The sequence below is a fragment of the Ensifer sp. YR511 genome (assembly GCF_900103045.1).
Classification (GTDB): Bacteria; Pseudomonadota; Alphaproteobacteria; order Rhizobiales; family Rhizobiaceae; genus Ensifer; species Ensifer adhaerens.
Genome location: NZ_FNGR01000007.1, coordinates 81,848 through 95,393, shown reverse-complemented (window position 1 = coordinate 95,393; position 13,546 = coordinate 81,848). Strand labels below are relative to the sequence as shown.

At 64.2% G+C, this 13,546-nt stretch carries 13 protein-coding genes; 8 read left to right on the top strand and 5 right to left on the bottom strand.

Annotated features, from left to right (window positions below):
• Positions 1-49: 49 nt before the first annotated feature.
• Positions 50-781 carry a sulfate transporter family protein gene (locus BLU15_RS14930; protein WP_090296405.1) on the bottom strand — a complete coding sequence of 244 codons (732 nt, stop codon included), beginning with the start codon at positions 779-781 and terminating at the stop codon, positions 50-52.
• Positions 782-975: 194 nt separating this feature from the next.
• Between BLU15_RS14930 and BLU15_RS14925 the strand changes: the two genes are divergently transcribed.
• From BLU15_RS14925 to BLU15_RS14915, 3 genes are read left to right on the top strand one after another with little or no spacing between them, the layout of a single operon-like run.
• On the top strand, positions 976-2,337 hold the full coding sequence (locus tag BLU15_RS14925) for an amidase (protein ID WP_034804840.1): 1,362 nt from the start codon (positions 976-978) through the stop codon (positions 2,335-2,337).
• The gene (locus tag BLU15_RS14920; RefSeq protein ID WP_090296165.1) at positions 2,334-3,245 is read left to right on the top strand and encodes an ROK family protein; all 912 of its coding nucleotides are present in this window, start codon (positions 2,334-2,336) and stop codon (positions 3,243-3,245) included. The genes BLU15_RS14925 and BLU15_RS14920 overlap by 4 nt, the downstream gene beginning before the upstream one ends.
• Positions 3,242-3,976, top strand: coding sequence for a copper homeostasis protein CutC (locus tag BLU15_RS14915; protein ID WP_090296162.1), 735 nt, complete (start codon positions 3,242-3,244; stop codon positions 3,974-3,976). Before BLU15_RS14920 ends, BLU15_RS14915 begins: the two co-directional genes overlap by 4 nt.
• Before the next feature lie 86 nt (positions 3,977-4,062).
• On the opposite strand, the gene nagA is transcribed toward BLU15_RS14915, so the two are convergent.
• From nagA to BLU15_RS14895, 4 genes are read right to left on the bottom strand one after another with little or no spacing between them, the layout of a single operon-like run.
• The gene (gene nagA, locus BLU15_RS14910) at positions 4,063-5,223 is read right to left on the bottom strand and encodes an N-acetylglucosamine-6-phosphate deacetylase (RefSeq protein ID WP_090296160.1); all 1,161 of its coding nucleotides are present in this window, start codon (positions 5,221-5,223) and stop codon (positions 4,063-4,065) included.
• Positions 5,220-6,242: an SIS domain-containing protein gene (locus tag BLU15_RS14905; RefSeq protein ID WP_034804852.1), complete on the bottom strand. Its 1,023-nt coding sequence runs from the start codon at positions 6,240-6,242 to the stop codon at positions 5,220-5,222. Before BLU15_RS14905 ends, nagA begins: the two co-directional genes overlap by 4 nt.
• A gap of 33 nt (positions 6,243-6,275) precedes the next feature.
• Complete coding sequence (locus BLU15_RS14900; protein WP_034804855.1) at positions 6,276-7,040, bottom strand: GntR family transcriptional regulator; 765 nt, start codon at positions 7,038-7,040, stop codon at positions 6,276-6,278.
• Entirely contained in the window at positions 7,037-7,921 is an 885-nt protein-coding gene (locus BLU15_RS14895) for a glucosamine kinase nucleotide-binding domain-containing protein (protein ID WP_090296157.1), read from the bottom strand. Before BLU15_RS14895 ends, BLU15_RS14900 begins: the two co-directional genes overlap by 4 nt.
• Positions 7,922-8,119: 198 nt before the next feature.
• Between BLU15_RS14895 and BLU15_RS14890 the strand changes: the two genes are divergently transcribed.
• The 5 genes from BLU15_RS14890 (at position 8,120) to BLU15_RS14870 (ending at position 13,538) form a co-directional block, all read left to right on the top strand.
• Positions 8,120-9,016, top strand: a complete 897-nt coding sequence (locus BLU15_RS14890) for an N-acetylmuramic acid 6-phosphate etherase (RefSeq protein WP_090296155.1) — start codon at positions 8,120-8,122, stop codon at positions 9,014-9,016.
• A 57-nt stretch (positions 9,017-9,073) separates the two neighbouring features.
• Positions 9,074-10,333 carry an ABC transporter substrate-binding protein gene (locus tag BLU15_RS14885; RefSeq protein ID WP_034804866.1) on the top strand — a complete coding sequence of 420 codons (1,260 nt, stop codon included), beginning with the start codon at positions 9,074-9,076 and terminating at the stop codon, positions 10,331-10,333.
• Positions 10,334-10,675: 342 nt separating this feature from the next.
• Complete coding sequence (locus BLU15_RS14880) at positions 10,676-11,626, top strand: carbohydrate ABC transporter permease (RefSeq protein WP_034804869.1); 951 nt, start codon at positions 10,676-10,678, stop codon at positions 11,624-11,626.
• Between the two features lie 11 nt (positions 11,627-11,637).
• Complete coding sequence (locus BLU15_RS14875) at positions 11,638-12,477, top strand: carbohydrate ABC transporter permease (RefSeq protein ID WP_060609508.1); 840 nt, start codon at positions 11,638-11,640, stop codon at positions 12,475-12,477.
• A complete protein-coding gene (locus BLU15_RS14870) occupies positions 12,474-13,538 on the top strand; it encodes a Gfo/Idh/MocA family protein (RefSeq protein ID WP_060519458.1) in 1,065 nt (354 codons plus the stop codon). Before BLU15_RS14875 ends, BLU15_RS14870 begins: the two co-directional genes overlap by 4 nt.
• Positions 13,539-13,546 lie beyond the last annotated feature (8 nt).

Sequence of the window (13,546 nt, the reverse complement as noted above, 5' to 3'; positions counted from 1 at the left end):
GCCGTTTGCCGGCAGATTGGCCACAGCCGGCCTTATGTCAAGCAAGGCCTTATGCCTTCGCCGCCACACGCAGCGAGAACCCGGGACCCCTAGCCGAAAGACGCTTGTGCAGGTGCACCATCAGGCCGGCGGCAAAGAGCGGCGTCAAAAGGTTGACGAAGGGCACAGCCAGGAAGCCCGCGAGCAGCAGACCGGCGAGAAAGACGGTCGAGCGGTGCTTTTCCCGGAAGAGCCGCGCTTCCGCCGGCGCGCGATAGCGCATCGCCGCAAACTCGAAGAATTCGCGGCCGAGCAGATAGCCGTTGACCAGGAAGAAGGCGACGAGATTGACGCCCGGAACGAGCAGCAGCACCAGCGCCAGGAGGTTGCCGAGGATCACGACGCCCAGGAACTTCAGTGAGCCGGCAACCGCCTCGCCGAGCGGCAGCGGCCGTCCCGGGGGCTCGTTCGGATAGTCACGCTTCTCGATGACGTCGGCGACGTCGTCGAGGAAGAAGCCGGCGATCAGTGCGGTGACGGGCGCAAGAAGCAGGGCGAGCGCCAGGGCCAGGCCAAGGCTTGCGAAGATGCCGAGCACGAAGGTCAGCCAGCCGGCCCAGACGGGTGTGCCCGGCATCAGCGTGTCGATCCAGGGCAAGGCGAGCCAGATGAACACTTCGCGCACCGCAAACCACAGGGCGACAAGCGCAAGGATCGTCAGGCCCAGCACCTTCCAGAAGACCGATCGGGTCTCGGGTGCAAACAGATTGGCAAGCGACAGTCGCGCCGCGTCCAGGATCATCATCGCTCTCCAGCATGGGCCAAGGTTCGATGGTGCATGTAGGCAGAGGCGCTACCGGCGACAAGATAGTCCCGGCAGGCACCCGTCTTTATGCAAGATTCATGCGCCTCGTCTAAGGGAAGCATGGAAAACGCCGGGAGCGGCGATATTGTAGACATACGGGATGCCGGCAGCAGCGCTCCGCGGAGGATGACATGACAGAACAAAAGACACTCGCCAGCCTTTCAGTGCTGGTGCAGAGCGGCAAGCTGGATCCGGTGGAGCTCGCCAAGGAAACCTATGCGGCGATCGACGCACACGGCGATTACGCCATCTTTGTCGAGCTGACGCCGGAGCGCGCGACGCGGGATGCGGAGGCTGCCTCGAAGCGTCTGAGGGCCGGGCGCTCGCTCGGTCTGCTCGACGGCCTGCCGGTCGCCTGGAAGGACCTGTTCGACACCGCCGGCAACGTTACGACCGCCGGCTCGGCCGTGCTTCGGACGAACGCGCCGGCAACGAGCGACGCGCCTGTGGTCGCCGCCGTTTCCGCCGCCGGCATGGTCAGTGTCGGTCGCACCAACCTTAGTGAATTCGCCTTCTCCGGCCTTGGCCTCAACCCGCACTACGGCACGCCGCGCAACCCGGCGGCCACCGACGTCGAGCGCATTCCCGGCGGCTCGTCGTCGGGCTCGGCGGTCGCGGTTGCGGCCGGACTGGTGCCGGCGGCCATCGGTACCGACACCGGCGGATCTGTCCGCATTCCCGCAGCCTTCACCGGCATCGTCGGCTACAAGGCGACGCGCGGCCGCTATGCGATGAAGGGCATTTTTCCGCTGGCTGAAAGCCTCGATTCGCTCGGGCCACTCTGCCACACGGTACAGGATGCCGTCTGGGTGGACGCCGCCATGCACGGGCTGACGGCGCCGACCGTGCGCCGCGCCGACCTCTCGAGCATCGCGCTGGTGATCCCGGAAACAGTGGTGTTCGACGATGCGGAGCCGGAAGTCGTCGAGGCCTTCGAGGACGCGATCAAGCGGCTCGAGAAGGCGGGCGTTGCCGTCAGCCGCCGCGCTTTTCCATCCTTCTCGGCCGTGTTCGGGCTGATGGCCCGCCACGGCGCCCTGGTGACGGCGGAGGCCTATGCGCTGCACCGCGAGCGTCTGGCCGGGCCCGAGGCCAACGCGATGGATCCACGCGTCGTCGCCCGCACGCGGCTCGGCGAGAAGATCTCCATGCCCGACTACATCGCGCTCCTCGACGCGCGCGACCAGCTGATCCACGAGACGGTCGAAAGTCTGAAGCCGAACGAACTCATCGCCCACCCGACGCTGCCCCATGTCGCCCCGCCGATCGCGCCGCTTCTCGAAGACGACGAGCTGTTCTTCAAGATCAACGGCAAGACGCTGCGCAACACCTCGATCGGCAACTTCCTGGATTTCTGCGGCATCTCCATTCCTTGCGGGCTCGGGGCGGCGGAAATGCCGGTCGGCTTCCAGCTTGCGGCCCCGCATCACCAGGACGACCGGCTGCTTTCGGTGGCGCTTTCGGCCGAGGCGATCATCCGGGGTGAGGCATGATCGTCTGTTTCGATATCGGCGGCTCTGCAATCAAAGGCGCGATCGTGCATTCGCGCGACCGGATCTTTCCGCTGCCGCGCCGAACCACGCCGCTTACCAATTTCCGCCAGTTCGTGCAGGCGCTCGAATCGGTTCTGGACGAAGCGGGCGGACACCCGGACTGCGTGGCGATCTCGATCACCGGCGTGATCGATCCCGAGACGCGGCGCATCAAATGCGCCAACATTCCCTGCATCGACGGGCTCGAACTGGTTGCTGAACTCGAGGCGGCGCTGCATCTGCCGGTGAAGATCGCCAATGACGCCGACTGTTTTGCGCTGGCCGAGGCCGGAGCGGGTGCAGGGCGCGGTCATCGCATCGTCTTTGGTGCCATCCTCGGCACCGGGGTCGGCGGCGGCCTTGTCATCGACGGCCGGCTGATCAATGCCGATGGCGGATTCGCCGGCGAATGGGGCCATGGCCCGGCGATCGCGTCGGAGGCCGGGGATCCACCAATGGCGATTCCCGCCTACGCCTGCGGCTGCGGCCAGAAGCGCTGCGTCGATACCGTCGGCGGCGCCCGCGGGCTGGAACGGCTGCACCAGACCGCTCACGGCAAGACGCTTTCGAGCCAAGAGATCATCGAGGCCTGGAAGGTTGGCGACGCCAAGGCGAAACGCACGGTCGACCTGCTCGTCGAGCTCGTCAGCTCACCGCTGGCGCTCGTCATCAACATCACGGGTGCGACGATCGTGCCCGTCGGCGGCGGCCTTTCCAATGCCGAGGAACTGCTCGCCGAGATCGACAAGGCGGTGCGTAGCCGGATTCTGCGGCGGTTCGACCGGCCGTTGGTTGTACGCGGCGAATGCCGGATCGAGCCCGGCCTCATTGGCGCGGCGCTGCTCGGGCTTTCAGGAGACAAGGCATGAGCGACATCAAACTCGAAGTCTGCGTCGACGATGCCGACGGGCTTTACGCGGCCATCGAAGGTGGCGCCGACCGGATCGAGCTTTGCGCCGCCCTTTCCGTCGGTGGCCTCACGCCCAATCCCGGCCTTATGGCGCTGGCTGGCCCGCCACGAGTGCCCGTCTACGCGATGATCCGGCCGCGGCCCGGCGACTTCATTTTCTCACCCGCTGACCTCGACGCGATGCGCCGCGATATCGACGCGGTGCGGGATGCCGGTCTGGCCGGCGTCGTGCTCGGCGCCTCGCTTGCCGATGGCCGGCTCGACACATCGATGCTCACCAAGCTCAGCGGCCATGCAGCCGGACTCGGCATGACGCTGCACCGGGCCTTCGACCTCGTCCCGGATTTCGCCGAGGCGATGGAAATCGCAGTCGACCTTGGCTTCGAGCGCATTCTCACCTCAGGCGGGGCCAGGAGCGCGCCGCAGGCGATCGACCGCCTTAGCGAAATCATCGGCCTTGCCAAGGCCAGGCTGTCGATCATGCCGGGATCCGGCGTCACGCTGAAGACGGTCGACGCTCTGCTCGATCACCTCACGGTCAGCGAAGTGCACTCCTCCTGCTCGATTGGTGAGCCGGCTCAGGATCCACGCTTGGTCGATATGGGCTTCGTTTCCGCCGATCGGCGCCGCACCGATCCGGAGACGGTGCGGGCGATGAAGGTGAAGCTTGCGGCCCGCAGCCCGCGCTGATCGGCGCCTTTCCTTCCCTCATAGGAAAGACCCGGAGAGCGGAGCGCTTTCCGGGTCTTCTTGTCAAATCTTCTCGTAAGCGGCAATCAGGCTGCGTAGGCCTGGTCGCCGCCAATCCAGGTGGAGCCCATGCCGAGTTCAGGCGTGAGCAACACGAAATCGGCGTCCGCTCCGGGCTTCAGCCGTCCCTTGTGAGTGGCAAGCCCCATGGCATCGGCCGGATAGGCGGACGCCATGCGAAGGGCTTCCTCGACCGGGAGGCCAAGCTTCTCGTGCACGAAGCGCACCGAAGACAGCATGTCGATGTCGGCGCCGGCAAGCGTGCCGTCGGCAAGCGTCAAGCGGCCACCTTCGCGCAGGATTTCGCGGCCATTGAGCTGGAAGCTCTTCATGTCGGTGCCGATCGGCGACATCGCGTCCGTGACGAGAAAGATCTGGCCCGGCCCCACCTTGGCGCGCAGCGCCACGCCCATCGACGCCGGCTCGACGTGATAGCCGTCGGCAATCAGGCCCGCATGCAGCGTGCCGGTGGCAAGCGCAGCACCGACCACGCCCGGCTCGCGATGGCCGAGACCGCTCATGGCATTGAAGAGGTGAGTGACGGTACGTGCACCCGCCTTGGCGTAGGCGACCGCAGTTTCATAGCCGACATCCGTGTGGCCGAGGCTGACGACGGCACCGGCATCGGCGAGCGCCTTTACCTGCTCCCTGGTGGCGTTTTCCGGCGCCACAGTCACCATCAGGACACCGAGCGCCTTGGCGCAATCGAGCATTTCGGCGAGATCGGCATCGTCCATCGACCGGATCAGTTTCGGATCATGAGCACCCTTGCGCGCGACCGAAAGATGCGGGCCTTCGAGATGCAGCCCGAGGAAACCGGGCACACCGGCCGCCTTTGCCTCAAGGCCGGCCTTGATGGTGGCGCTTCGGATTTCGCGCGTATCGGTGATCAGCGTCGGCAGAAGCGCCGTGGTGCCGAACTTGGCATGGGCCGAGCAGATCTGCCGGATGCCTTCGACGGTCGGCTCCTCGTTCAGAAGCGCACCACCGCCGCCGTTGACCTGCAGGTCGATGAAACCCGGCACCAGCAGCATGCCGTGGGCATCGATCCGTTCGGCGTCGGCGGGAATGTCGGCCGACGCCACGATCGCCTTGACGCGACCAGCTTCGATGACGAGGGCGCAGCCGTCGTGCCATTCGACGCCGTCGAACAGGCGGGCGCCGGTGATTGCCTTCCTCTCGCTCATCTCGTCTCCGTTACCTTCTTGAGGCTTGCCGGCGCATCGGGATTGAGACCGCGCGAACGCGACCAGGCCTCGACGAAACCGTAGAACGGCAGGATCAGCGTCAGCGCGTCGGTGATCGGGTGACCGGTCTCGACGAACGGCAGGCGCTTGGCCTTGACGGCGAGGTTCGAAGTAGCATGAACCACCGCGCCCTTTTCCGCCATACCGTCGGCAATGCCGGCAACCGACGTCTCGGCCGCATCACGTGCGGCAAGCGTGAGCACCGGGAACTTGGCGCCGACGAGCGCCACCGGCCCGTGCAGCACTTCGGCCGCCGAATAGGCTTCCGCATGCATGCCGGAGGTTTCCTTGAACTTCAGCGCCGCTTCGCTGGCGATGGCGAGCGCCGGGCCGCGGCCGAGCACATAGAGCGATTCGGCTTCGCCGAGATCGTCGGCAAAGGCCTGCCAGTCGAGCTTCACGGCCTTGGCAAACTGGTTCGGCAGGTCGGCGACCGCGCGCTGAAGTGCAGCGTCGCCGGTCCATTCGCCGAGCACGGCAAGGCCAGCGACGATCGAATTGACGTATGACTTCGTGGCGGCAACGGCGATTTCCGGACCGGCCAAGATGTCGAGCGGGTTGGTGCAGGCCTCTGAAATCGGCGACGGCAGCGTGTTGGTGAGCGCGATCGAGACCGCGCCGGCATCGGTTGCAGCCTTTGCCATGGCGACGATATCCGGGCTCTTGCCCGACTGCGAAATCGCGATCGCCGCGGCACCGCCGAGCTTCAGCTTGGCACCGTAGATCGAGGCGAGCGACGGGCCGAGCGAAGCGACGGGCACGCCGGCTTGCAGCTCGATCGCATATTTGAGGAACAGCGCCGCATGGTCGGAGGAGCCGCGGGCGATAGTGACGAGGAAGGCCGGATCCTTGGCGCGCAGTGCGGCGCCGGCGGCCTTCAGCTGGTCGGCGGAGCGTTCCAGCAGACGCTGGGCGGCTTCGGGGATCTCGTCGATTTCTCGGCGCATATTGGTCTGCATGGTCAATTCCCTTTCTTGGCGGAGCCGTCGCTTTTAGGATTCCGACAGCGTCAGTTCCGCGACAAAGTCATAGGCATCGCCCCGGTAGAGCGAGCGGGTGAATTCGACGACGCGTCCCGATGCGAGATAGGAGACACGTTCGATGGAAAGACCGGCCGAACCGACGGCGACGCCGAGCATCGAGGCATCCGGATCCTTGATGTTGCAGGCGGAGATGCGCTGCACGGCGCGAACCGGTCGCGAGCGGGTCTTGTCGAGCGCAGTATAGAGCGACGAGGTGACGGCCTGCGGGTCCGGCAGGAACTCCGCCGAAATGCTGGCGCGCTCGATGGCAAGCGGCATGTCGTCGGCGATGCGCAGGCGCCCGAGGCGAGCAACCAGCGCGTCGGCCGGAAGGCCGAGCGCCATCATCTCATCCGGAGAGGGGTGAAACAGGCCGCGCTCCAGCCAGCGGGCGTGGGTGTTCAGGCCGCGGCGCGCCATGTCTTCGGTGAACGAGGTCAGCCGCGAGAGCGACTGCTGCACCTTGGAGACCGGCTTGACGACGAAGGTGCCGGAGCCGTGGCGGCGAACCAGCAGGCCGTCGCGCACGAGATCGTCCACCGCCTTGCGCACGGTGACGCGGCTGATGTTGGCGTAGTCGGCAAGATCACGCTCGGGCGGCAGAGCGTCGCCGTGGTTCAACTTGCCCGACTGGATCGCGTCTTCGAGCGATTGCCGAAGCTTGAGATAGAGCGGCCCCGACCCTCCGGACTGCAGACCCTCGAGCGGCAGAATGGAAGCGAGCTGATGCGTCATGCGCCTGCCCTCGCCTGGGTGCCGAAACGCTGGGCGGCAACGGCGACCGATCCGGTCAGCGCGTCGGCTTCCGCCTCGACGAGCAGGGCCTGATGCCGATCGGCAAGCCAGGGGCGATAGAGCGGCGCCAATCCGCCAAGAAGGCACAATCTTTCGCAGCCTCTTGCAACGACGACATCAAGCGCCTCGTCCACTGTGAGGGCAGCGGCTTTCAGGATGCGCACGGCAACCGGGTCGCCGGCGGCGGCGCCTTCGAAAACACGCGGCGCATAGCGGCCGAATTCCCCGGGCTTGGCGAGGCGGGCGAAATCGACGACGTCGCGCGCCTCGTTGTTGAATTCGGCAAGGACGCTGTCGGTGACCGCCGAGGCTTCATGAATATTGTCGAAGGCAAGCAGGCTTTCCTGCAGAAGCGCATGGCCGATGCGTGCACCGCTGCCATGGTCGCCGATGGTGAAGCCCCAGCCGCCGACATAGCTGACGGTTTCGCCCTGGCGAAGGATATAGATGCTGCCGGTACCGAGAATGGCGACCGCACCGTCACGATTGCCGAGCGCGCCCTGAAGGGCAATCAAGCCATCGGATTCGATATCGGATGCGGCGAACGGCAGGCGGCGCTTAACATAATGCACGGCGTCGCCGACATTGTGCCCGGCGACACCGACGATCGCCTTGGCAGCGGTTATGCCCTGGGGATCAAGGCCCGCTTCTATAAAGGCGGCGCGTGCGGCCTCACCGATATTGGCAAGCGCGGTTTCCGGGTCTGTCAGGATATTGGCCGCACCCGCCTTGCCGCGCCCGAGAATGCGCCCATCCGCCGATGCCACGGCAGCCCGACAGCTCGTTCCGCCGCCATCGATTCCGATCAGGTAATTTGTCATTAGCACCTCCGCCCATTGAGGATACCAAAAAAATACCAATAACCAAGCCTGAATCCGTCTGCAGTTTCGTTTTCGTTGCAATACGTTGAAATTCAAGGGCTAATTTAGCTGTTTAGTTTTTTAAGACGTCAAAACTTAAATTCTGCTGGACAATTGGTATTTTTTTGGCATTAATTTGACCAAGAGGAGATACAACCCATGCCGTCAGCCAAGACCGAAGAGCGCCACGACAACGCCAAGGGCCTGGATCTTATGCATCCGGCGCTGGCGCTCCGGCTGCTCGCGTCCGGCCAGCAGGCGGCCGCCAAGGCCGTCGACGCGGCGATCGAGTCGATCGCGGCTGCCGCATCGCTCGCGGCCGAATCCCTCGCATCCGGCCGGCGTCTCGCCTATGCGGGCGCTGGCAGTTCCGGCCTGATGGCGATGGCCGATGCGCTCGAACTGCCCGGCACCTACGGCATTCCCCAGGACCAGATCGTCGTTCTGCTTGCCGGCGGCACCGCCAGCCTGAGCGACCTTGCGGGCGGCTATGAAGACGACATGGACCTTGCCCGCAACGACGTCCGCAAGGCCGGCATCGGCGCGGGCGACTGCCTTGTTTCCGTTTCCGCCAGCGGCTCCACCCCTTACGCGCTCGCCGCGGCCGACGAGGCCCGCAAGCTGGGCGCCAAGGTGATCGCTGTCGCCAACAATCCTGGTGCGGCGCTGTTCAAGGACGCCGACGTTTCGATCCTTCTGCAGACGCCCCCGGAAGTGGTTTCCGGTTCGACGCGCATGGGCGCCGGTACCGCGCAGAAGATCGCCTTCAACATGTTCTCGACGCTGGTCGGCATTCAACTCGGGCATGTGCTCGACGGCCACATGGTCAACCTGCGCGCCGACAATATCAAGCTGCACGGCCGCGCAATCCGCATCGTTACCGACATTACCGGCATCGGCGCTGGCGAGGCCGGCCGGCTGATCAACATGGCCTCCGGCTCGGTCAAGGTCGCAATCCTTCTCGCCTCTGGCGCGAAGGACGTTGCGGTCGCGGAGGCGGCACTGAAAGAGGCCAGACAGAACCTGCGCCGGGCGATCGATATCGTCACGGCCTGACATAAGCCTGGGATTCAAACCGCGCCAAAACGGCGCAACATAAGAGGGAGAAGCTGAATGACCCGTACGACTATCAAGGGCCTGCTGCTTGCGTCGAGCATTCTCGGCACGGCCGGGCTGGCGCACGCCGAGGACGTGACGCTGACCATCGAAAGCTGGCGCAACGACGACCTGGCGATCTGGCAGGAAAAGCTGATCCCGGCCTTCGAAGCCAAGAACCCGGGCATCAAGGTCAAGTTCGCCCCGATGGCACCGACCGAATACAATGCCGCGCTCAACGCCAAGCTCGACGCCGGCTCCGCAGGCGACCTCGTCACCTGCCGTCCGTTCGACGTCTCGCTCGAACTTTACAACAAGAAGCACCTCGCCGACCTGACGAGCCTGCCGGGCATGGAAAACTTCTCGCCGGTCGCCAAGTCCGCCTGGACCACCGATGACGGCAAGGCCACCTTCTGCGTGCCTATGGCATCGGTCATCCACGGCTTCATCTACAACAAGGACGCCTTCGACCAGCTCGGCATCCAGATCCCGACGACGGAAGCGGAATTCTTCGCTGCCCTCGACAAGATCAAGGCCGACGGCAACTACATCCCGATGGCGATGGGCACCAAGGATCTCTGGGAAGCCGCAACCATGGGCTACCAGAACATCGGCCCGAACTACTGGAAGGGTGAGGAAGGCCGCGCCGCGCTGATCAAGGGCGAGCAGAAGCTGACCGATGAGCCGTGGGTCGAGCCCTACCGCGTTCTTGCCAAGTGGAAGGATTATCTCGGCGACGGCTTCGAAGCCCAGACCTATCCGGACAGCCAGAACCTGTTCACCCTCGGCCGTGCCGCCATCTATCCGGCCGGCTCGTGGGAGATCGGCCTGTTCAACACCCAGGCTCAGTTCAAGATGGGCGCCTTCCCGCCGCCGGTCAAAAACGCTGGCGACACCTGCTACATTTCGGACCACAACGACATCGGTATCGGCCTCAATGCCAAGAGCGCACATGCCGAGCAGGCCAAGACCTTCCTGACCTGGGTTGCTTCGCCTGAGTTCGCCGACATCTACGCCAACGCACTGCCGGGCTTCTTCAGCCTCAACTCGACCCCGGTGAAGATGACCGATCCGCTCGCCCAGGAATTCGTCTCCTGGCGCGAAAAGTGCAAGCCGACGATCCGCTCGACCTACCAGATCCTGGCACGCGGCACCCCGAGCCTGGAAAATGAGACCTGGGTCGAATCGGCCAACGTGATCAACGGCACGGATACGCCTGAGGTTGCCGCCGAGAAGCTGCAGAAGGGCCTCGACGCCTGGTACAAGCCGGCGAAGTAAGACGTAAGCGCAACAGGTTCCCTCCCCTTCTTGGGGAGGGTCGGCCCTACAGCGCCGCACGTTCTGGACGTGCATAGAGCACCTTTAGCCGGATGGATTTAAGGATGCCGTAGGGACCGGGCGGGGCGACATGCCGAATCACGGCACTCCCCCAGCCGAAGCGTCACCGGCCTCCCACAGTGGGAGGCCACCGACGCAGTCGTTTGCAAAAGAACGCGATAGACTTAACCTTCGTCATGAGCCCTCGATAAAGGGGCAGACGGCATGCGGCGCGACCGGCCGCGTGGCGCCGGTGCGCATCATGATTGTCTGGGGACCGGTCTTCTAGAAACGGATGGATCCATGAGTGACGCTCTTTCAGTGCAAGAGGGACAGCCGACCGCAAGGCGGCCGAAACGCTGGCACATCCTCGTCTTCCTGCTGCCGGCCTTCCTGGTCTATTCGGCGGTGATGATCCTGCCGTTGATCGAGACGCTCAGGCTTTCGCTGTTCAACACGGTCGACGGCCAGTCGACCTTTGTCGGCCTTGCGAATTTCCAGACGCTGTTTGGCGAAGAGCGCTGGGCGCACGACTTCTGGAATGCGCTGAAGAACAACGTCATCTTCTTCATCATCCACATGTGCGTGCAGAACCCGATCGGCGTTGCGCTCGCCGCCATGTTGTCGATCCCGAAGCTGCGCTTCGTCACCTTTTACCGCACGGCGATCTTCCTGCCGACGCTGCTCTCCTTCGTGATCGTCGGCTTCATCTGGAAGCTGATCCTGTCGCCGATCTGGGGCGTGGCACCCGGCATGCTCGACCTCGTCGGCCTGAAGTCACTGTTTGCCCCCTGGCTCGGCAAGCCGGGCTCGGCGCTCATCACCGTGTCGCTGATCTCGGTCTGGCAATATGTCGGCATCCCGATGATGCTGATCTATGCCGCCCTGCTCAACATTCCGGATGAGGTGATCGAGGCTGCCGAATGCGACGGCGTCACCGGCTGGAGCCAGTTCTGGAAGATCAAGCTGCCGCTGATCCTGCCGGCCATCGGCATCATCTCGATCCTGACCTTCGTCGGCAACTTCAACGCCTTCGACCTGGTCTACACGGTGCAGGGCGCGCTTGCCGGTCCCGACGGCTCGACCGACATTCTCGGTACACTGCTCTACCGCACCTTCTTCGGTTTCCAGCTGCAGCTCGGCGACCGCTCGATGGGCGCGACGATCGCCACGGTGATGTTCCTCATCATCCTCGCCGGCGTCTCGCTCTACCTCTTCGTCATTCAGCGCCGCATGCGCCGCTACCAGTTCTGAGGAGACCGGAGATGTCGAAAGCACGCGATTCATTTCTCCGCACCGGCTTCGTGCATGCAGCGCTCATCGCCTACACGCTCATCTCGCTGTTTCCGGTGTTCCTGACGATCATCAACTCGTTCAAGGATCGCAACGCGATCTTTCGGGCGCCGCTGACGATCCCGACGCCGCAGACCTTCAGCCTGATCGGCTATCAGACCGTCCTTGGCCAGGGGGACTTCGCCACCTATTTCCAGAACAGCTTCATCGTCACGATCGTCTCGATCGCGCTGGTGCTGCTCTTCGGGGCGATGGCCGCCTTCGCGCTGTCGGAATACCGCTTCCGTGGCAACACGCTCATGGGCCTTTATCTCGCGATCGGCATCATGATCCCGATCCGTCTCGGCACCGTCGCCATTCTGCAGGGCATGGTCGCTGCCAACCTCGTCAACACGCTGACGGCACTGATCCTCGTCTATACGGCCCAAGGCCTGCCGCTCGCGATCTTCATTCTCTCGGAGTTCATGCGCACGGTCTCGGATGACTTGAAGAACGCCGGGCGCATCGACGGGTTGTCGGAGTATTCGATCTTCTTCCGCCTGGTTCTGCCGCTCGTCCGTCCGGCCATGGCAACCGTCGCGGTCTTCACGATGATCCCGATCTGGAACGACCTCTGGTTCCCGCTGATCCTCGCGCCGGCGGAAACCACCAAGACCGTGACGCTCGGCTCGCAGATCTTCATCGGCCAGTTCGTCACCAACTGGAACGCGGTTCTGGCGGCACTGTCGCTCGCCATCCTTCCGGTTCTCGTCCTCTACGTCATCTTCTCGCGGCAACTGATCCGCGGCATCACGGCAGGAGCAGTCAAGTGAGTGCAAGCAGCAAACCGGTCCGGGTCCTCGTCGCGGGGCTCGGCAACATGGGGCGCAGCCATGCGCTCGCCTATCACAACAATCCCGGCTTCGAGATCGTCGGCCTCGTCAACCGCTCGAAGGTGCCGCTGCCGGAGGAACTGAGCGGCTACACAATCCATCCGGACTTCAAGACGGCCCTGGCCGAGTTGAAGCCCGAGCTCTGCTCGATCTGCACCTATTCGGACAGCCATGCGGACTTTGCGGTCATGGCGTTCGAGGCCGGCGCCGACGTCTTCGTCGAAAAGCCGCTCGCAACCACCGTCGCCGACGCCGAGCGCGTCGTCGCGGCTGCGAAGAAGCACGGCCGCAAGCTGGTGATCGGCTACATCCTGCGCCATCACCCCTCGTGGATCCGGCTGATCGCCGAAGCGCGCAAGCTCGGCGGTCCCTATGTCTTCCGCATGAACCTGAACCAGCAGTCCAGCGGACCGACCTGGGAGACGCACAAGTCGCTGATGAAGACGACGTCGCCGATCGTCGATTGCGGCGTGCACTATGTCGACGTCATGTGCCAGATCACAGACGCCAAGCCGGTGGAAGTGCGCGGCATGGGGCTCCGCCTCTCCGACGAGATCGCGCCCGACATGTACAATTACGGTCACCTGCAGGTGATCTTCGAGGATGGTTCGGCCGGCTGGTACGAAGCCGGCTGGGGGCCGATGATCTCGGAAACCGCCTTTTTCGTGAAGGACGTGATGTCGCCGAAGGGATCGGTGTCGATCGTCATGGACCAGAATGCCAAGTCCGACGACATCGACATGCACACCAAAACCGCGGTGATCCGGCTGCACAATGCCGAAACCGGTCCCGATGGCCGTTTCCTGAAAGCCGACGAGGACCTGAAGATGGACGGCGAGCCCGGCCACCAGGAACTCTGCGACCGCGAGCAGGCCTATGTGCTGAAGGCCATTCGCGAAAACATCGACCTCGACCGTCACATGAACGACGCCGTGCAGTCGCTACGCATCTGCCTTGCCGCAGACGAAAGCGTGCGCACCGGCAGACCAGTCAAACTTTAAAGGGGGCA